General features: G+C 58.0%; 19 protein-coding genes. 11 read left to right on the forward strand and 8 right to left on the reverse strand.

All coding sequences use genetic code 11. The features are described from left to right. The first annotated feature begins 15 nt into the window (after positions 1-15). Positions 16-927: a LysR family transcriptional regulator gene (locus tag ABWH92_RS01420; protein WP_375571475.1), complete on the forward strand. Its 912-nt coding sequence runs from the start codon at positions 16-18 to the stop codon at positions 925-927. A 5-nt stretch (positions 928-932) separates the two neighbouring features. Here the strand turns inward: ABWH92_RS01420 and bhcR are convergent, their stop codons facing one another. After that, complete coding sequence (gene bhcR, locus ABWH92_RS01425; protein WP_375571477.1) at positions 933-1790, reverse strand: HTH-type transcriptional regulator BhcR; 858 nt, start codon at positions 1788-1790, stop codon at positions 933-935. 165 nt (positions 1791-1955) lie between these two features. Between bhcR and bhcA the strand changes: the two genes are divergently transcribed. The 6 genes from bhcA to ABWH92_RS01455 all read left to right on the forward strand — a co-directional run bounded on the left by bhcA (position 1956) and on the right by ABWH92_RS01455 (position 8531). Then, complete coding sequence (bhcA, locus tag ABWH92_RS01430; RefSeq protein WP_375571479.1) at positions 1956-3146, forward strand: L-aspartate--glyoxylate aminotransferase BhcA; 1191 nt, start codon at positions 1956-1958, stop codon at positions 3144-3146. A 13-nt stretch (positions 3147-3159) separates the two neighbouring features. Then, positions 3160-4110 (forward strand): beta-hydroxyaspartate dehydratase BhcB, encoded by a 951-nt coding sequence (gene bhcB, locus ABWH92_RS01435; protein ID WP_375571480.1) that lies wholly within the window; start codon positions 3160-3162, stop codon positions 4108-4110. Positions 4111-4138: 28 nt separating this feature from the next. Beyond that, positions 4139-5302: a 3-hydroxy-D-aspartate aldolase BhcC gene (bhcC, locus tag ABWH92_RS01440; RefSeq protein ID WP_375571482.1), complete on the forward strand. Its 1164-nt coding sequence runs from the start codon at positions 4139-4141 to the stop codon at positions 5300-5302. Between the two features lie 87 nt (positions 5303-5389). Further along, positions 5390-6355, forward strand: a complete 966-nt coding sequence (gene bhcD / locus ABWH92_RS01445) for an iminosuccinate reductase BhcD (protein WP_375571484.1) — start codon at positions 5390-5392, stop codon at positions 6353-6355. A gap of 40 nt (positions 6356-6395) precedes the next feature. After that, positions 6396-7382 (forward strand): type I glyceraldehyde-3-phosphate dehydrogenase, encoded by a 987-nt coding sequence (locus tag ABWH92_RS01450; RefSeq protein ID WP_375571486.1) that lies wholly within the window; start codon positions 6396-6398, stop codon positions 7380-7382. Positions 7383-7457: 75 nt separating this feature from the next. Next, on the forward strand, positions 7458-8531 hold the full coding sequence (locus ABWH92_RS01455) for a MerR family transcriptional regulator (protein WP_375571487.1): 1074 nt from the start codon (positions 7458-7460) through the stop codon (positions 8529-8531). Positions 8532-8549: 18 nt separating this feature from the next. Here ABWH92_RS01455 and ABWH92_RS01460 read toward each other — a convergent pair whose 3' ends face one another. Continuing rightward, positions 8550-10091: an ankyrin repeat domain-containing protein gene (locus ABWH92_RS01460; RefSeq protein WP_375571489.1), complete on the reverse strand. Its 1542-nt coding sequence runs from the start codon at positions 10089-10091 to the stop codon at positions 8550-8552. Between the two features lie 184 nt (positions 10092-10275). Next, positions 10276-11280 (reverse strand): SIS domain-containing protein, encoded by a 1005-nt coding sequence (locus tag ABWH92_RS01465; RefSeq protein ID WP_375571491.1) that lies wholly within the window; start codon positions 11278-11280, stop codon positions 10276-10278. 294 nt (positions 11281-11574) lie between these two features. Between ABWH92_RS01465 and ABWH92_RS01470 the strand changes: the two genes are divergently transcribed. Further along, positions 11575-11919, forward strand: a complete 345-nt coding sequence (locus tag ABWH92_RS01470; RefSeq protein WP_375571493.1) for a hypothetical protein — start codon at positions 11575-11577, stop codon at positions 11917-11919. Positions 11920-11928: 9 nt separating this feature from the next. On the opposite strand, the gene ABWH92_RS01475 is transcribed toward ABWH92_RS01470, so the two are convergent. Next, positions 11929-13443 (reverse strand): hypothetical protein, encoded by a 1515-nt coding sequence (locus ABWH92_RS01475; protein WP_375571495.1) that lies wholly within the window; start codon positions 13441-13443, stop codon positions 11929-11931. Between the two features lie 238 nt (positions 13444-13681). Between ABWH92_RS01475 and msrA the strand changes: the two genes are divergently transcribed. Beyond that, entirely contained in the window at positions 13682-14347 is a 666-nt protein-coding gene (gene msrA / locus ABWH92_RS01480; RefSeq protein ID WP_375571497.1) for a peptide-methionine (S)-S-oxide reductase MsrA, read from the forward strand. Positions 14348-14386: 39 nt separating this feature from the next. Here msrA and mepA read toward each other — a convergent pair whose 3' ends face one another. Next, positions 14387-15346 (reverse strand): penicillin-insensitive murein endopeptidase, encoded by a 960-nt coding sequence (mepA, locus tag ABWH92_RS01485; protein WP_375571498.1) that lies wholly within the window; start codon positions 15344-15346, stop codon positions 14387-14389. 119 nt (positions 15347-15465) lie between these two features. Between mepA and ABWH92_RS01490 the strand changes: the two genes are divergently transcribed. Further along, positions 15466-16152, forward strand: a complete 687-nt coding sequence (locus tag ABWH92_RS01490) for a DUF2799 domain-containing protein (protein WP_375571500.1) — start codon at positions 15466-15468, stop codon at positions 16150-16152. 3 nt (positions 16153-16155) lie between these two features. Here the strand turns inward: ABWH92_RS01490 and ABWH92_RS01495 are convergent, their stop codons facing one another. From ABWH92_RS01495 to ABWH92_RS01505, 3 genes are read right to left on the reverse strand one after another with little or no spacing between them, the layout of a single operon-like run. Further along, positions 16156-16788, reverse strand: coding sequence for a pyridoxamine 5'-phosphate oxidase family protein (locus ABWH92_RS01495; RefSeq protein ID WP_375571501.1), 633 nt, complete (start codon positions 16786-16788; stop codon positions 16156-16158). Continuing rightward, entirely contained in the window at positions 16788-17903 is a 1116-nt protein-coding gene (locus tag ABWH92_RS01500) for an agmatine/peptidylarginine deiminase (protein ID WP_375571503.1), read from the reverse strand. The genes ABWH92_RS01495 and ABWH92_RS01500 overlap by 1 nt, the downstream gene beginning before the upstream one ends. Next, positions 17884-18786 carry a LysR family transcriptional regulator gene (locus tag ABWH92_RS01505; RefSeq protein WP_375571505.1) on the reverse strand — a complete coding sequence of 301 codons (903 nt, stop codon included), beginning with the start codon at positions 18784-18786 and terminating at the stop codon, positions 17884-17886. Before ABWH92_RS01505 ends, ABWH92_RS01500 begins: the two co-directional genes overlap by 20 nt. Positions 18787-18964: 178 nt before the next feature. Here ABWH92_RS01505 and ABWH92_RS01510 point away from each other — a divergent pair, with 178 nt between their 5' ends. Further along, the gene (locus ABWH92_RS01510) at positions 18965-19252 is read left to right on the forward strand and encodes a DUF1127 domain-containing protein (RefSeq protein WP_375571507.1); all 288 of its coding nucleotides are present in this window, start codon (positions 18965-18967) and stop codon (positions 19250-19252) included. Positions 19253-19268 lie beyond the last annotated feature (16 nt).

Below are 19268 nucleotides of genomic sequence, written 5' to 3' on the forward strand. Positions count from 1 at the left end.
AATTGAGCAGTCAGCATGAATCTGAGGCACCTGAAATACTTCGTTGCGACGGCAGAAACAGGTCAAGTGAGCCGCGCTGCCAACGCGTTGTCCATCTCTCAGTCTTCCGTCACCAGTGCTATCAAGGAGCTTGAGCAGACGCTGGACACAGAGCTGTTTCAGCGAACGTCACACGGCATGGAACTCACCGAAACTGGCCGCGAATTCCTCGCCTCCTGCAAAGACATTTTGGAGAAGGTGGACAAGGCGACGAAGCTTTCCCGGCGGCCCAGTGAGTTGACGGGTACGCTCTCGCTAGCCGCAACTTACACGGTGATGGGCTACTTCCTGCCCTATCATCTTGACCAACTCGCCCAGCTGCACCCTGGCCTTGATATCACATTGCACGAACTTAACCGCGAGAGCATCGAAGAGGGACTGTTATCCAACCGCTTTGATATGGCGGTGCTACTAACGTCCAACCTCAGCAATCCGCATCTTGAAACCGAAACTTTAATGCGTTCGCCGCGCCGCCTTTGGGTGCCGAGCGGCCATCGCTTTGCACGTAATGGCAAGGCGACATTCAAAGAGATCGCGCAGGAAGATTACATTATGTTGACGGTGGATGAGGCGGCGCATACGACCATGCGCTATTGGAGCAAAACCAACTATACACCACGCACCAAGCTGCGCACTTCCTCGGTGGAAGCAGTCCGCTCAATGGTCGCCAATGGGCGTGGCGTCACCATTCTTTCAGACATGGTTCTCCGGCCATGGTCACTGGAGGGCAAACGGCTGGAAACAGCAGCGACTGATGTTAGCCTACCATCTATGGATGTTGGCCTTGCCTGGGACCGAGCCGCTGAGTTCTCGCCTGCAATGAGCGTTTTGCGGGACTATTTTCACCAAGCGTATGTCACTCCGCAAGTTGGCCCACAGCACCGGTAGCGACATCACAGTTTTGAGGACAACGTTGAAGGTGGCTCCCCACCGATGGACTGGGATAGGGCTGCGGCAGCTTCGATAACAGCGGTGCTTAAGAGGCCGATCTGCTCCAAGCCCACACGACTGGTTGGACCGGACACGGAAATACCTGCAACCGCTTCTTTGCTCATATCGAACACCGGAGCAGCGATGCAGCGCATGCCCAAATTCTTCTCCTCTCCATCAATAGCAAAACCGCGATCGCGCGTTTCTGCCAGATCAGCACGGAGCGCATCCAGATCGGTGATGGTGTGCTTGGTGAAAGCCTGCGGGCTTTGCGCAGAAAAAACCCGTTGCAAGCGCTCCTCATCCATATGCGCCAGCAATGACTTGCCAATACCTGATGCATGCATGGGCGATAGCGTGCCCGGTGGAAAGAAAGCACGGATGCTTTCGTGGGTTTCAACTTGGCCAATGAAAAGCACCGAGCCATTGCGCTCCATGCCCAAATTCGCTGTCTCGCCCGTCTGCGCCATGAGCTTACGCAGGATGGGGCGTGCACGATCAACAAGACTGGACCGACGCAGGAAACGCGCGCCGATCACAAAGGCCTGCGAACCAATGTGCCACACTTGCTCGTCGGCATCGAACTCCACCAAGCCGCGCCCTTCAAGTGTAACAAGGATGCGATACACCGTGGCTGGCGACTGGCCCATCTCAGAAGCAAGCGTCGACAGCGTTTTGCCCTGGGCCTCACTTAAAAATTCAAAAACCTCCATCGCCCGGTCGAGGGATTTGATGGTGTTTTGGGCTGTTTTGTCATCCCATCCGCGCGGTCTTCCACGGGCGCGATGACGGCCTGGCTTGTCGGTTTTCAACTCGTTCATGATTCACTTATTCTATTGTGAAATATGTATTCACGATATGAAAAATATAAGTGTCTGACAAGATTGAAATAATCTCACTTGTGCCTTTCTGAAAAAATATTTCAAAAAAATTTCCTCCCTCCGTCTTTCTCCGTATGGTGACCGCACAGTACGGAGGAAACGGTCATGAGCTTGCAAAATCCAGTTTTCATTCCAGGCCCGACAAACATTCCTGAAAGCCTGCGCAAGGCATGTGACATGCCCACGGTTGATCACCGCTCACCGTTTTTCGGCAGCGTGCTTCATCCAGCCCGTGATGGCGTACGGCAAATCTTGAAGAGCCAAAGCGCGGAAGTTTTCATTTTTCCCTCCACCGGTACCGGCGGCTGGGAAACGGCGCTCACCAACACACTTTGCGCTGGCGACGCGGTTCTGGCCGCGCGCAACGGCATGTTTTCCCACCGCTGGATCGATATGTGTCATCGTCATGGTTTGAAAGTGGAGATTGTCGAAACCCCTTGGGGCCATGGCCTGCCGGCTGATCGCTATGTCGAGATTTTGAAGGCTGACAAAGCCCACACCATCAAAGCCGTGCTGGCCACGCACAATGAGACCGCCACTGGGGTGCGCTCTGACATTGCTGCTGTACGCAAAGCGCTTGATGATGCTGGCCACCCTGCCCTGCTGTTCGTGGATGGCGTGTCATCGATTGCCTCCATGGATTTCCGCTTTGATGAGTGGGGCGTTGATGTTGCCGTCACGGGCTCACAAAAGGGTTTCATGCTTACTGCCGGTTTGGCGATTGTCGGCTTCAGCGACAAAGCGATGGCTGCCACGAAGACCGCTACGCTTCCGCGCACCTTCTTTGACGTCCACGACATGCTGAAGGGCTACGAAAGCAGCGCCTATCCCTACACACCGGCGATTGGGCTTATCAATGGGCTGCACACTGCCTGCCAGATGATCTTGGACGAAGGTCTGGAGAACGTTTTTGCGCGCCACTATCGCATTGCAGAGGGTGTTCGCCGGGCTGTTTCAGCTTGGGGCCTTGAGCTTTGCGCAGCTTCTCCCGAAGTTCATTCTGATACGGTGAGTGCGATCAAAACGCCAACCGGCTTCAACGCCACCAGCATCGTGCAGCATGCGGCCAGCACCTATGGTGTGGCTTTTGGTGTCGGACTTGGCGAAGTGGCGGGCAAGGTGTTCCGTATCGGCCATCTGGGCAGCCTCACCGATGTGATGGCCCTAAGTGGCATCGCGACCGCTGAAATGTGCATGGTCGATCTTGGCCTCGACATCCAGCTCGGATCAGGGGTCGCCGCCGCGCAAGACTATTATCGCGCAAGCCCCGCTATGGCGCCGAAGCTTGCTGCTTGAGGAAGGTTATCCAATGTACATACCCACCTATGATGACGTTCTGGCGGCGCATGAGCGGATCGAGCCGCACATTCACCGCACGCCTGTTCTGACATCGTCCTATTTCAACGATCTGGTTGGGGCCGAGCTGTTCTTCAAATGCGAGAACTTCCAAAAGGCTGGTGCGTTTAAGGTACGCGGCGCGTCGAACGCTGTGTTCGGCCTGTCAGAGGAAGACGCCAAGCAAGGTGTCGCCACGCATTCCTCCGGCAACCATGCCTTGTCGCTGAGCTACGCTGCCGGACGTCGCGGCATACCCTGCAATGTGGTGATGCCACGCACGGCCCCGCAGGCGAAGAAGGATGCCGTGAAAGGTTATGGCGGCATCATCACCGAGTGCGAGCCATCGACGTCGAGCCGTGAAGAGGTGTTCGCGCAAGTCCAAGCCAAAACGGGTGGCGATTTCGTGCACCCCTACAATGACCCGCGCGTGATTGCTGGTCAGGGCACCTGCTCTCGCGAGCTTATGGAGCAGACCGATGGCGTGGATATCGTCATTGCCCCTATTGGCGGTGGTGGCATGATTTCAGGCACTTGTCTGACACTCTCCAACATCGCCCCGGAAACGGAGATCATCGCCGCTGAACCGGAACAGGCCGATGATGCCTATCGCAGTTTCAAAGCCGGCCACATCATCGCAGACGACGCGCCAGTGACTATTGCGGATGGCCTCAAAGTGCCACTGAAAGAGCTGACCTGGCACTTCGTATCGAACCACGTCACCGATATTCTGACCGCCTCAGAGCAAGAAATCATCGATGCGATGAAGCTGACGTGGAAGCGCATGAAGATCGTGATGGAAGCCAGCTGTTCGGTGCCGCTCGCCACCATTTTGAAGAATAAGGACCGGTTCGCGGGCAAGCGGGTCGGCGTCATCATTACCGGCGGCAATGTCGATCTCGACACGTTGCCATGGATCAAGTGATTTGGATCAAGTGAAGGGAGACTGATCGATGAACGCACCAGTGAACATCAACGCGCTCGACGTTGGCTATGATGTACCAGCCGTTCCAGGCATGGATGAGGCGACCATTCAGACGCCTTGTCTGATCTTGGATCTTGATGCGCTTGAACGAAACATCAAGAAGATGGGCGACTACGCGCAGTCCAAAGGCATGCGCCACCGTGTGCATGGCAAAATGCACAAGTCGGTCGATGTGGCGAAGCTGCAGATGGAGATGGGCGGCGCCTGTGGCGTGTGCTGCCAGAAAGTCTCCGAAGCTGAGGTCTTTGCTCGTGGCGGCATCAAAGACGTGCTGGTTTCCAATCAGGTCCGCGACCCAGCCAAAATCGACCGTCTGGCACGCATCCCCAAGCTTGGCGCACGTGCCATCTGCTGCGTCGATGATGTGGCCAATGTGGCTGATCTTTCTGCAGCGGCGCAGAAGCACGGAACCGAGATTGAGTGCCTTGTTGAAATCGACTGCGGTGCTGGCCGGTGTGGCGTGACGACAACACCAGAGGTCGTTGAGATCGCCAAAGCTATTGATGCGGCGCCGGGCCTGAAGTTCTCCGGCATCCAGGCCTATCAGGGTGCCATGCAGCACATGGACTCCTACGATGATCGCAAGGCGAAAATCGATATTGCTGTGGCGATGGTGAAAGACGCTGTCGATACGCTGAAAGCCGATGGCCTCGAGTGCGATATTGTCGGCGGCGGTGGCACCGGTTCTTACTATTTCGAGAGCACGTCAGGCGTTTACAACGAGCTTCAGTGCGGCTCCTACGCTTTCATGGACGCCGACTATGGCCGCATCCTCGACAAGGACGGCAACCGCATCGACCAGGGCGAATGGGAGAACGCATTGTTCATCCTGACCAGCGTGATGAGCCATGCTAAAGCCGACAAAGCCATTGTTGATGCCGGTCTCAAGGCGCAGTCGGTGGATAGCGGTCTGCCCTTCATCTTCGGGCGCGACGATGTGGAGTATATTAAATGCTCTGATGAGCACGGTGTCGTTGCCGATCCGCAGGGTGTGCTGAAAGTGAACGACAAGCTGCGCTTGGTGCCCGGACACTGTGACCCAACCTGCAATGTCCACGACTGGTATGTCGGCGTGCGCAGCGGCAAGGTGGAAACCCTCTGGCCGGTCTCGGCACGCGGCAAAGCCTACTAGGAGCCTGCGGCCTCCACGGTTTGCATCTTTTCGCCCGCGCGGCACACCCAGTCGCGCGGGCGCATTTGTTTTCAAAGGACTCTAGACATGTGGATTGTTCCAGAACGTGAAATCGCTGATCTGATGACGCGCGAGGCTGCCTTTAATGCGGTGGAGAAAGTCTTCGCTGCGATGGCCTCCAATGACGCCTACAATTTCCCGGTAGTGCGCGAGGCGATTGGTCATGTCGATGCGCTCTATGGCTTCAAAGGTGGATTTGACCGTGCTGGGCTAACGCTGGGTTTGAAAGCTGGCGGCTACTGGCCGAACAATCTGGCGACCCACAGCATCATCAATCACCAGTCGACGGTGTTTCTGTTTGACCCAGACACCGGCAAGGTAAAGGCGATTGTTGGCGGAAACTTGCTGACGGCACTTCGCACAGCCGCTGCATCGTCTGTCTCCATCAAGCATTTGGCACGCGAGGATGCCAAAGTGATCGGCATGATTGGTGCGGGTCATCAGGCGACGTTCCAGCTGCGTGCCGCGCTAGAGCAGCGCTCCTTTGAAAAGGTGATCGGTTGGAACTTCCATCCTGAGATGCTGCCGAACCTTGAGAAAGTGGCTGAGGAAGCGGGCTTGCCGTTTGAAGCGGTGGAACTCGACGGGATGCAGAATGCCGATGTGATCATCTCCATCACCTCCTCACATGATGCAATCCTGATGGCTGATCAGGTCAGCCCTGGCACGCACATCGCGTGCATGGGCACCGACACCGAGGGCAAGCAGGAGGTGGACCCGGCGCTGCTTCGGCGTTCAGCCGTGTTCACCGACGAGGTGGCGCAATCGATCAGCATTGGCGAGGCGCAGCATGCGGTTGGCCAAGGGTTGATCAAGGAAAGTGACGTCAACCAAATTGGCGCGGTGATCAACGGCGCCCATGGCGGGCGCACGGGAGCCGACCAGATCACGCTGTTTGACGGCACCGGTGTTGGCCTGCAAGATCTTGCTGTGGCCGCAAGCGTGGTTGACCTTGCGATCGAAAAAGGCATCGCTATCGAGGTCGATTTCTAACCTCGGCCTTAGGGCCTCTTTTGCAAAGTCATTCAAAGCCATGCGTGTTCTGATCAATGGGTTCGGCCGGATCGGCCGGACCCTTCTGCGTCAAATCCTCAGCGATGATCGCAACAGCGATATTGAGGTGGTTGGCATCAACGATATCGCTCCACTCGAAACCTGCGCCTATCTGTTTCGTTATGACTCGGTCTTTGGCCCCTATCCCAAGGCTGTCGAAGAAGCACCCGGTGCCCTGGTCGTCGAAGGCAAAGCCATCCCCTTCACGACGCTCGCCGACATTTCGCAGGCTGATCTCTCCAGCATCGACCTGGTGTTGGAATGCACCGGCAAGGCGAAGACACGCGATGTCACCGAGCGTGGACTGAAAGCTGGCGCTAAGGCAATCCTGATCTCTGGGCCGTCGGACGCCGCTGATCTTACAGCGGTGCTCGGCGCCAACGACGATCAGATCGGTGATGCGACCATCGTCTCCAATGCCTCTTGCACCACCAATGCTATCGCACCCTTGTTGAAGCGGCTGGAAGAAGCGCTTGGCATTGCGCGAGCCCACATTACGACCGTCCATTGCTACACTGGCAGCCAGCCTACAGTGGATGCGCCGGCAGCCAGCCTTGAGCGCAGTCGCGCTGCTGCTGTTTCCATGGTGCCGACGAGCACCAGTGCGGCCACACAGGTGACGCGCGTGCTCCCAAGCATGGCAGAGAAGCTCACCGTCTCTGCGGTGCGGGTGCCTTGCATCAGCGTGTCGGCTATTGATGCTGTCTTGCAGCTGGAACGCGCTCCCGATGGCCCGATGGATGGTTTGCTCGAAAAGATGTTTTCGGAGTCGCCCCTGGTTGGACTCACGCACGACCCCTGCGTCTCCACCGATATGCGCGCCAGACCGGAATCACTCGTTTTGGCCATGCCGGAAACACGCCAACTGGGCGATCATCAAGTGCGGCTCTTTGGCTGGTACGACAATGAGTGGGGTTTTTCGGCACGCATGATCGACATGGCTCGCCTGATGATGGCACGACACTAGGGCCCAACATTTTTGCCGTCACCCTCTTGCACCGGCCCCTAGGGCATACCCTAAATGGATACGTCGGAGAGAAAGATGACCGACGAAACCTTGTTGACCGCTGCTGACTGTGCCCGTCGCCTTGGCCTTACGACCAAGGCACTGCGGGTCTATGAAGACCGTGGTCTGATCGAACCGCGACGCACGGAAAAGAACTGGCGGCTTTATGGGAGCCGTGAGATCGCGCGGCTTAATGAAATCATGATGCTGCAACAGCTCGGGCTCACCCTATTTCGGATTGGCCAAGTGCTTTCCGGACAGCCGACAGACCTAGCTGATTTTCTCACCGTGCAGGAGGAAACCCTGCGCGGCCGTCAGGCTCGCATCGATCACAGCTTGGCGTTGGTTCGCTCTCTTCAAAGCAAACATGCTGATGGTGAGGTTCTCTCACTGGATGACATGATCAAACTTGCCAAGGAGACCATCATGACCCCGACCCAAGACGATGCGCTGGCGTGGAAACGCTATGAACAGTCGCGGCCACGCAACGCCGCAACCATCGATCCAGACACGCTGACCGACTATCCCGGTAGTTACGCCATGGAAGATGGCTCGCTGGTGGCCATTTCGCTGAAGAAGGGTGAGCTCTACTTGCAGTTGATCGGCCAACCGGAAGTGCTGTTTCAGCCAGAAGCCAAGGATGCCTTCTTCACCACTGTCGTCGCGGCCCAAGTTACCTTTCGGCGTGATGATGCTGGCCTCGTTACCGCCCTCACCTTGCACCAAAACGGCCATGAGCTGCTGGCCAAGAAAGTGGGCGATGACGCCTTTTCCGCCGTTGTAAAAACCTTGGAGCAGCGCATCGCCGATAAAACCCCCGCGCCAGGCAGCGAAGCTGTGATGCGCGAGATGATCGACCAACACGTCAACGGCACCGTTGACTATGATCGCATGACGGCACCCTTGGCTGATCTGGCGCGGACCCAAGCGGATATGATCGAAGCTGAGATGGAACGCCTGGGAGAACCAGGCGCCATCACCTTCAAAGGTGTCGATGGCCATGGCTACGACATTTATGAGGTGCAGTTTGCCAATGGCCGCACCGAATGGGGGCTGTCGCTTGCCGAGGACGGACAGATCAATGGCCTCTACACACGCAATGCTGTGTAGAGGCCATTGAATCGCTGCCTAAACCACACCACCCTCAACCACCTGACCAGGATGGGCTTCGGCCCATTCCGTCAGGAAGGCTGCCACTTCAGGGTCGCCAGCCATGTCAGGCGCGCGGCGCGGCAAGGCCACACCCTCATGGAGGGCAAGCTCAAGACACCCGACATAATCGCGCTCGGCCCGCTGCGGACAGTTTTCAGAGCCATGAACGATGGTTGAAAGCAGTGTACCTTCATAGTTGTTAATGTGTGAGAGGTCAGGGCTGAGCGACAGGAAATAGGCCATCACCTCGGGCAGCCCCTCCCAGCCCGCGACCTGGACAGGGGTTAAGCCCTCGCTGTCGGGGCGATCAAACTCGACGCCCATGGCCACCAAACGCTTCACATGGTCGAGCTTGCCCGGCAGATGCAGGATTACTCGGATGATGTTGCGATAGGCTTCGGGCAGTTTCGCCGTATCGACAAAAAGACCTGAGACGTCCTCGCCATCGGCGGCTTTGGCAAGCAACGCTTCCTCCGATGTGAGATCGGGCGTATCTCCACGCGCCTCAATCGCACGTGCTAGATCGCGGTTGCCGAACACCCGCGCGTACCCGTAGGCCGTGCAACCCTGATACGTCCGACTAGGATCAGCGCCGGCTTCAAGGAGCAAGTCGATCATCGCTGGTGGTGACATCCGCCTTGCCGCTTGATGAAGCGCAGGCACCACCCAAGGCTTTTCCCCGCCCACTTCAGCGTCATTGAACTCGTCAACTAGAGCGCCTGCGTCCAACAGCATGCGCACCGCGTCCACATCATGGAAGTCCATCGCGCGGAGCATGGCGTTGGTACCATGTGGATCAGCACCATGTTCCAGCAGCATTTTGAGGCCCTCATGATGACCGAGCTCAGTGGCATGGTAGAGTGATTCATTGTCGTTGGGATCGGCACCATGCTCCAACAACCAACGCCCCAGCGGCATGTTGTTCGCGTGCCCAATGGCGAGATAAAGCGGTGAAAGGTAATGGTCCGACCCTTCCGCGACCAAGAACCCCTCGTTCACATCGGCACCATGTGCCAGGAGCAAGTCGGCGATGGCCAGCATGTCGGCTTCGCGTTCGCGGTGCTTGTGGATGAACCGTGAGCGCGCAAGATGCACAAAAGCCGGCGCTGGCCCAAGGTCATGCGCTAGACAAGACGGATCGACTTGCAGCGCCGTTTCTACTGCCTCACGCCGGTAAAGCGCGATCTCCAGGCTAAGCACGCCATCGGCAAGATCGGGGACGTCGGAGAGCAGCCTCTCAACCACCGCCATCTGGCCGTTGTAAAGAGCGACTTTCAGGCGTTGCAGTTTGGTGGCGCGGTCTATGCCATGTAGCTCGACAGCAAGCTTGAGCGCTGGCCAACTGGCGAACCCGTTTTCTTGGGCAACGACATGCAAATAGTCGGCATGCTTGAGCGGCGTGCCTTTGGGTCGCGGTGGACGCAGACGCAGACGCTCGCGCGCATGCACATCACCAACATCATAAGCGGTCTTTAGGGCACGCGCATCGCGGCGCAATTGGTCTAGGGACTTGGTCATCGGCTTCCTCATCAAAACGCCCGCCGATCCGCTACGTTCGGGCATGAGAAATACCGGGAAGGGTATCAAAAACCAATCAAAAGGGGCGCCGATGACGGCTTTCCGCGGACCTGGGTGCTGCCCCTAGCAGCGGCGCCTCTTTAGGCCCGAAGTTCTGCAAACGCAAGCAAGAAAGGACAGAAACCTAGACGATGCCTGCGCGCAAGCAGTCGTGCATATGCAAAACGCCTTGTAAAATCCCGGCTTCATCGACCACAGCAAGTACAGTGATTTCACGCTCGTTCATCACACCAATCGCGGCACTTGCCAGCGCCGATGGTTGGATGGTGCGCGGCGATTTCGTGGCGATATCCAGGGCAATGTGATCCATCAAGCCCACCAAATTGCGCCGCAGATCGCCATCGGTGATGATGCCTTTCAAATGGTCGGTATCATCGACAACAAGGGCGATGCCAAGACCTTTGGCGGTCATCTCAACAAGCACATCACCCATGGAAGCATCGGGCGCGACGCGCGGCAATTCCGGCCCGGCATGCATCAACGCGGCCACATCCATGAGATGAGACCCAAGCTTGCCGCCTGGGTGGTAGTTTCCAAAGCTGGACGCATCAAAATCACGCTCATTCATCGCAGCGATGGCCAGCGCATCACCCAGCGCCAAGGTGCAGGTCGTGGACGTCGTAGGCGCCATGCCGATGGTGCAGGCTTCGGGCACGTCTGGCAGTTGCAGGATGAGATCGGCCTGTTTGCCAAGCGAGCTTTCGCGCACCTTGGTGATGGCAATCATGCCGATCGCAAAACGGCGCGTGTAGGCAACAATATCGGCAAGCTCGCGGCTTTCGCCTGAATTGGAGATGAGAATGCAGAGATCATCCGGCGTGATCATACCGAGGTCGCCATGGCTTGCCTCAGCTGGATGCACGAAATGGGCTGGCGTGCCGGTGGAGGCCAACGTTGCAGCGATCTTCGTGCCGATATGCCCGGACTTGCCCATGCCGGAGACAATCACCCGGCCTTTCACGCCCAAAATCCATTGAACGGCAGTAACGAACTCCCCATTCAGTGAGGCTTCCAGTGCACCCAAGCCAGCGCGCTCGGTGGCCAGCACGGTTTTGGCAGCATCAAGGATGCTGCCCTCATGCCCGGAATCAGCTGGAAAAGCGTTCGGTAAAGCGGAAGGATTGGGCATCAAGAAGGAGACCTTGGCTCGAAAAGGCGGTTGAAACGTCTGTCTAGCTGATGGCGTGCGCAAGCTCAAACGGACTGTTGAACAGCGCTCTCCATCACCCCTTCGCGCATTACCCGTGGGCGCAAACTTGTTGGTTTTGGGCGATCACGACGGGTAGCGCCCAAGCTCACCCGGCATCACACTTGCGTGCAACGGCGCGCGAGCGCCTTGCTGCTGAGCGAAAAGCTCCATACATCTGCCCGGCCCGCCAGGATGATAAGACTGGCATATGATACTTCTGCAAGGAGACCCGCTATGGCGGTCATACGCTTCCCGATCCGCCTGCTCGGCCTGGCGCTTCTGGCAATCGCGCTGGTGCTGCTGGCGGATGATCTGGCCGCTATGGACTGGTCATCCTTTTCAGGCTTTACGCCTCAGCTACTAGGCGACTTGTTCTACGCGACCATACCGGAGTGGCTTAATGGAGCACAGTCTTACATCCAGCGCTCTATTTCCCCCTATCTTTGGGATCCCGTCATTCAGACCATTCTTCTCTGGTGGGATTGGGCAGCGATTGGCGGCCTCGGGCTCATCCTTGCGGTGATCGCGCGACGTCCCAAAGTGAAGATCGACGCTGCTGCGGTCGAAACGGCCGGGTAAGGTCGACCGTTACTGGAATATGCCCATCATTGCGCTCATATCGTTGCCGTTGAGCAATATCTGACCAGACTGCGTCAACTGCAGATCGAACTCTTTGATGTCGCGGCCATCCTCATCGGTTGCATCACGACCCATTGCCGCCAGAACCGAAACAAAGGCCGCACCGTCCGCCGCTTCGCCGCCCATTTGCTGCGCAAAGGCAATCATTTCTGGTAATCCGGCGATCTGCAGGTCCAAGTCGGCGGTGGCTTGCAAGGCTGCCTGGGCATCGGGCTGCACTGTGCCTTCAGCGGCCACATAGCCGATGTCGGCTTCGACAAAGAAGTCCTGCAGCACCACTTCAACCTCTGAGCTCATCAAGATACCCAAGAACTCCATCGGGTCGATATCTTGAAGACTGGCCAAGGGATTGCCAACGCCTGCGCGGCGACCCTTCGGTCCGAACAATTCTTCGTCACTGGGCGCTTCACCTAGATAGCCGTAGAGTTGGTCACTGATGGCCTGGACCGGTGCGTCTACCGCCACCAGGTCCAAATCCGCGCGTACCGGGATGAGCTGAGCGAACTGCGGGGGAACATCTGTTGTGGTGATATCATCAACATTGATTGAAAGGCCAAGCTCAGCTGCGGCTTCATCAAGGTCATCTGCTGTCATGGACAAGCCCAAAGCACCCAGTGATCCGCTGACATCTTCAATGGTGAAAGAGAGCCCATCCAGACCCATGGTGTAGGACGCATCTCCGATCCATTTTTCGCCCGCGTTCTCGCGCAGCACTTCGACGAACTCGGTTAGAAACGCTTCGCTTTCTGGATCAAGCCCCTGCACACGCTGTTGGAGGCCAGCGAAAAGATCAAGTCGCTGACGGGCAGAGGTGCCAGAGAGTTCTACGGATTCCAGCTGCAACAAGACCTGTTCGCTTGGGATATCGATCCGAAGGCGTTCAAGCGTCGCCAGTGTTTCAGAATCGAAGCTATGTTCACCGGTACCAGATGGATCAGTGTCCACGGTCATGTCGATGCTTTGAACCGTGATATCACCTTGATGACCCTGCACGGTGACTGACAAATCCGACAGGCTGACATCTGCTTGCAGGGCCATGCTGTACTCTGGCGCGATGACCATATCATTGTCATTGCTGGTGAACGCGATGTCGGCTCGGTCATCACTGTTGCGTGGATTGGTGACCACAACTGACCCTGGAAAGTCCCACCGCGCTCGCTGCCAGCCATTGTCCTGCGGCGTCACTTCCACTGCAAAGGGTGGCACGGCGACGTCAGCGTCGCCATTCACATCCACTGTGATGGCAGGAATCGATAGATCATAGCTATCACCATCGGGAACGGCCTCGACCTCACCATCAAATGCGAAGTTCACATCTGGCGAGCCTTGAAAGAGAAAGTCCAAAACAAGCGGAACTTGCGCTTCCAATGCGTCTGCACCTGCTTGGTCGATTGTCTGTGCCCCAACGCTGGTGGCCAGCAAGAGCGATGTGGAGGAAAGCAAAGTGAGGCAGAGCGAGCGCATGGTATGTCCTAGCGTGCAAATGAGGATCGACGGCCATGAAACCGCCAAGGGAGAGTGTTGGCCACCTTTTTTGTGCGCTTCGCGTCACTTTGATGGCAGTTTGGTTATCCAATTGCACGCTTCACGCGGCTGTGACCGGCATCACGGTGTGGTACGCCTTGACGCATCCATGGCCAAGACCCACCTCTTGGCCTGACATTCGCAGCCCCCTAGGGCCAGACGAGAAAGGGCTTTTGCCATGCTGAATCTGTTTGCATCCCTGACCAAGAAAACCGAGATGCCCGGCGAAGGCGAAGCTTTGGAAGGTCGCGATGCGCCCATCCCGACGGCTGAAACACACTTCGTCAATGGCCTGCCGCTCGCGGCCCCTTATCCGGATGGCCACAAGGTTCTGGATGTCGGCCTTGGTTGCTTCTGGGGTGCTGAAAAAGCGTTCTGGTCACTACCTGGTGTCTATGTAACGGCTGTTGGTTATGCTGCTGGGTCGACACCCAATCCGACTTATGAAGAGGTTTGCTCAGGCCGAACCGGACACAATGAGGTGGTGCGGATCGTTTACAATCCGTCGGTAACAAGCCTCGAAACTTTGCTGAAAGCGTTCTGGGAAGCCCATGATCCAACGCAAGGCATGCGCCAGGGCAATGACGTCGGCACGCAGTATCGCTCGGGCATCTATCTGACCGACGAGGATGACTTGGCCACCGCGCAGGCCTCCAAGGCGATGTACCAAGAGGCTTTGAAGTCAGCTGGACGCGGCCAAATCACGACCGAAATCCGCGAAGCAGGGCCTTTCTATTTCGCTGAGGACTATCACCAGCAATATCTTGCCAAGAACCCCAATGGCTATTGCGGAATGGGCGGGACGGGCGTGAGTTGTCCGATTGGGACAGGAGCTCCCGCCTAAAAGCGGATGTTCCAAGAGGATAGGGCATTACGCCCGAAACTAGTTGGCGACCAGCACTTGGCTGCACGCTGCCGGTAGGTCTGACAGCATGGTTTCAGGTCTCGGGCGCGCGGGCGTATCGCTTGGCTGCCACGGCTCGGGGCCCAACCACCAAGCCAATTCCTCGCCGCACCCGTCACCAGCAGGTGGCGGGTTTTGGTTTTGGCACCCTTCCATTCCAGCTGGGCAGGAAAGCCGCACATGGAAGTGGTAATGATGCCCATACCAAGGGCGCACGCGGCGCAGCCACGACCGATCAGCGCTCGGGCTTTCCCAGGCGCACAGCTGTTCCTTGATCGCTGGGTGCACGAAAATGCGCGCCACCCGATCATCGATGGCGGCGCGTCGGATGATACGGGCGTGGTTTTCGCTCCACCGGCTGGTGCTGATGGTGCGCGTGCCATCTTGCAACATGGAGATGGCGGAGATTTCCTCCCGTTCCTGTCGGCTTAGCGTCCGGTCCGGCATGGGCGTTAGCCAGATATCGGCATCCAATCCGATCTGATGGGAACGGTGGCCTGTAAGCATCGGTCCGCCACGCGGTTGGCTCATGTCACCGACCAAAAGGCCGTTCCACCCCTCCTGCTCGCGACCAGCAACAGCGAGTTCCTGCAGATACGCCACCAGCGCTGGGTGGCCCCAATTGCGATTTCGCGACAGGCGCATGGCCTGCCAGGCTGGACCATCGACGGCCAGCGGAACCGCACCGGCTAGACAGCCACGGGCATAGCCACCAATGGAGCGCGCTTGCAGCGGTGCGGGTGTCGGCTCACCGCCAAACAGCTGACGGGCAGGTGTGGTGGCTGATACCGGCACCGGTATCACCGCCTCCGGAGCACGGTCTGGGCGAGGGACCGGGTTGGGCACCGTTTGCGCAACCGCAAGGCCAGCGACCAGTGCACCTGTCACGGTGATACCCAGTGACCATTTTAGCCTGCGAGTAAGATGTCGGATCGACACGGAATCACGTCTCTGCTCTTTGCCCCATCTGCGAGCATGACCCAAGTTGAGGGCGCCCGTCGAGTGTCTGAACTTTTGGTTCATCTTCGGTACAGGTGGAACACGATAGAGGCGATGCGATGACGATCCGCTCATTCAACGCTTTGATCCTTCCTCAGCCCAATCAGAAGGTACTGCTCGCCCTTGCGGGTTTGCTGCTGGCGCTTACGCTGGCCGGGTGTGCCACACTCAGCCACGAAGAATGCGTGCGCGGTGACTGGTATCAGATTGGCGTCAATGATGGTCAGCAGGGCCATGTGCTCTTACGGCTCGACGATCATCGCCGCGCGTGTCGCGATACGCCAGCCATCATTGATGAAGGCGCCTATCGCGCAGGCCGCGACATTGGCTTGCTCTCTTACTGCACGCCGGTTTCCGGGTACCGGGTCGGCGAGCGCGGTCGCTCCGCGCCGAATGTTTGCCCAGCTGAAACTGCGCCTGGCTTTCTGCATGGGCATCTGCTTGGCGAGCAGGTCTACGATGCTGAACAAGATGTGGCAGAAGCAGAGCAGCGGTTACGCAACCTGGAACGCCGATTGACGGACACCCAAGAAGAGATTGACGCAGCCCAACAGCGCGTCGATGCAGCTGACAACCGCGACGCTCGGCGCAGCGCTCGCCAGAACCTTTGGATCCTGCGCAACGAAGCCGATGATGTGCGCGCCGACATCCATGACGCGCAGTTCAACGTTGATATCACCCGGCAAACGCTGCGCGATGTGCGCGAGCGCACCAGCTTTCAGCTACAAGTTCTGGCCGACGGCTGAGCGTCACCACATGGTTTTGGCGGCGCGGTCAGGCCATCCGCGGTCGTAGGTTTCGCCGCCCTCTTCGCCAGCGCTTTGCACCGCCAAGATGTCGCCGGGCGTCGGCAGATTACCCGGATCAGCATGCTTTTCAGCGTTCCAAAGATCGGCGCGTACAACCGCGCGGGCGCATTGGAAGTAGATTTCCTCAATCGCAATGACGATCACGCTGCGCGGTGTTTTGCGGTCCACTGCGTATCTCTCCAGCACGTCTGGATCGGCGGTGATGTGCGCCTGCCCATTGATGCGCAAGGTGGTGCCGGACCCCGGAATAAGAAACAGTAACGCCACGCGCGGATCGCGCACGATGTTGCGCAGACTGTCCAGACGATTGTTGCCACGCCTGTCGGGAATCATGAGGGTGCGCTCATCGACGATGCGCACCATACCATCCATGCCGTTTTCGGGCGCATCTCCGCGCGGCGAGCAGTCGAGCCCTTCAGGCCCCACAGTGGCTAGCGCGCAAAAGGGTGAAGCCTGGATCAACGCGCGGTACTCTGGCGTGATGACTGAGGACACCTTGACCGTGGCGGCTGCCACGGGCGTGCCGTAGAGCGCCTCAAGGGCCTCGATGGAGTCGATCTTGGAATGGCTCATCAAACCGCAGGTTGTTCGCGTGTTGCACAGTGGATGCCGCCGCCGATCTCTCCAAGAGCGTCGACATTGAGCAGAACGATCTCACGGTTTGGATAGGCGTTGGCCAGAACGCGGCGCGCTTCCTCGTCCGTTTCCCGGTCGCCAAATTCGGCCGCGATGACGGCACCATTGCAGACATAGTAGTTGACGTAGGATGCAACGAAATCATCCGAGCGCACGCGAACACGCTGCGGCTCGGTGATCACCGTAAGGTTGAGCCGTCGCCCAGCGGCGTCGCTGGCCCCGGCAAGGATGTCGAAGGTTTGGTGCGCAGCACCGTTCCAGAGATCATCGGGATCGTATTCCGCCGGCAGTTGTATGATGACCTCGCCGGGCTCAACGAAACGGGCGAGGCTATCAATGTGATAGTCGGTGATGTCTTCGCCTGCGATACCCGGTGCCCAGATCAGCTCCAGGCCGCCATAGGCTTCTTTCAACAGCGCACCGATCTCCTCTTTGGATTGCCCGTTGCGGTTGGGGTTCACCCACGAGCTTTCATGGGCGATCAGCGTGGCCTCTCCATCGGTTTCGACACCGCCAGGCTCGCCAACAAGCCCATTGTCGAGCAGTTGGAGCCCCATGCGGTCAGCGACGCGCGCGGCGATTTGGCCATCATGGATGTGTACCTGCTTGCCGCCCCAACCGTTGAAATTCATCTGACGAATGGCCAGATCGCCCTGCCCGTCAACAACGAACAGCGGTCCGGAATCGCGGGCCCAAAGATCTTCCGTTGGGATGGGCCAGATTTCGACCGCACCAGATAGCAATCGACGAGCGGCACGCTCATGCTCAGGCGCCATGAGCATGACCACTGGTTCGAAATCCACAATGCTGTTGGCGATCTCAGCAATGGTCTCTTGCAGGTAAGCCAGAAAGTCTCTTTCCAGGTGAACCTCGCGGCTCACCGGCCATTGCATGAAGGTGCGTTCGTGTCGCAGTGCCTCATCTGGCACATAAAAGCCGGGCGGACGGGTCACACCTGGCCCCATGGCAAAGGCTCGTTGGCCACTGAGTGCGACAAAGCCCAAACCTGCAAGCACGCCACGGCGGCTGGGTCTAAGAATGCTTGTTGGCATGACGGGCAAAGCATTCGCGGACCTGCGCAGCGGCAGCGGCGACGGGTGGCGAGGGATTGTCCCTCACCATCAAACCCAGGGCACAATCAGGCAATGACGGCAAACCACACGCAGCTTTCGCCTCAACGATACGACCGGTGATGTGCGAGCGTGACAACGGCGCTATCGCCAGATCGGCAAGCACAGCGGCGCGCTGACCAGAAATGTTAGAGCTTTGAAACGCGATCCTGTAATCCCAGCCCCCACGCTCCAAGGCTTCCAGTGAGCCTTTGCGCCAAAGACACCCTTCTTCCCACATGGATACTGGCAAAGGGCGTTGCTCGGCGGCAACGCCACCGGCCACACAAGCCCAAACCAACGGTTCGCGGTGCACGATCTCAGCTCGGCCATCGGTGTTGAAGCCGGTTTCGCACGTTACAACGGCCAGATCGAGCTCTCCGCGCTCCACGCTCTCGATCAAGCGCGCGGTGCCGTCCACAGTGACGCTAAGGAGAATGCCGGGAAATGTTTCGGTGAACCGCTGTAGCATGCTTGGCAAGAACCGTTCGGCGACATCATCGGGCGCGCCAAGATGCACCTCGCCGACCAGTTCGGGCTCAACAAAACGCGCCATCATCTCGCGGTTGAGCGCAAGCAAACGCCTGCCATGCTCCAGCAAAGCCTCGCCGTCGCGCGTGAGGCTGACAGAGCGGCTATCGCGCACAAACAGCGTTGCGCCGATAAGCTCTTCCATCTTCTTCACTTGCATGGAAACCGCCGAAGGCGTGCGCCCTAAACGGTCGGCAGCGGCAGAGAAATTGCCTGTCTCAGCAATCGCGACCAGGGTTCGCAGGAGATCAAGTTCCAGCAGAGGGCCAGGCTGGACAGTGGTGGACACATTCATGGCCGTGGATCCTTGGAAAACCGTCTTTCAATTTTTTCTGACAGTTACCTTCAAAACTATTCGTTTGATTGAAGCATGATCTGCGCGCATTGTCCATCTTGAGACCTTCGCGAAGTCTCCTCATTGGCAAACGGACCACCTGCGAGGCGGTTCGTTTACTGACTCAAAGGAGACAAAAATGACCGTTCACAACACCACACGAGCGCCCTCAAGCATCGGCGCTTTCGTGCACAACGCTCTCAGCGCCACGGCCCATGCTGTCACATCAGTGTGGCACGCGGCGGAAGACCTCTATGCGCGTGTTCAGTATCGCCGCGGCATACGCGAGATGCTGGAGCTTGATGACCATATGCTCTGCGACATGGGGATCACCCGTGGCGATGTCCTACGGGCCTACAATTTGCCTCTGCGTGAAAGCGCAGGGACCGAGCTCAAGCGCATCAGCCAAACGCGCGTGTTGCGCTAAACACCCCTTCTGACCC

Source organism: Ahrensia marina (genome assembly GCF_042140245.1).
Lineage (GTDB): Bacteria > Pseudomonadota > Alphaproteobacteria > Rhizobiales > MH13 > MH13.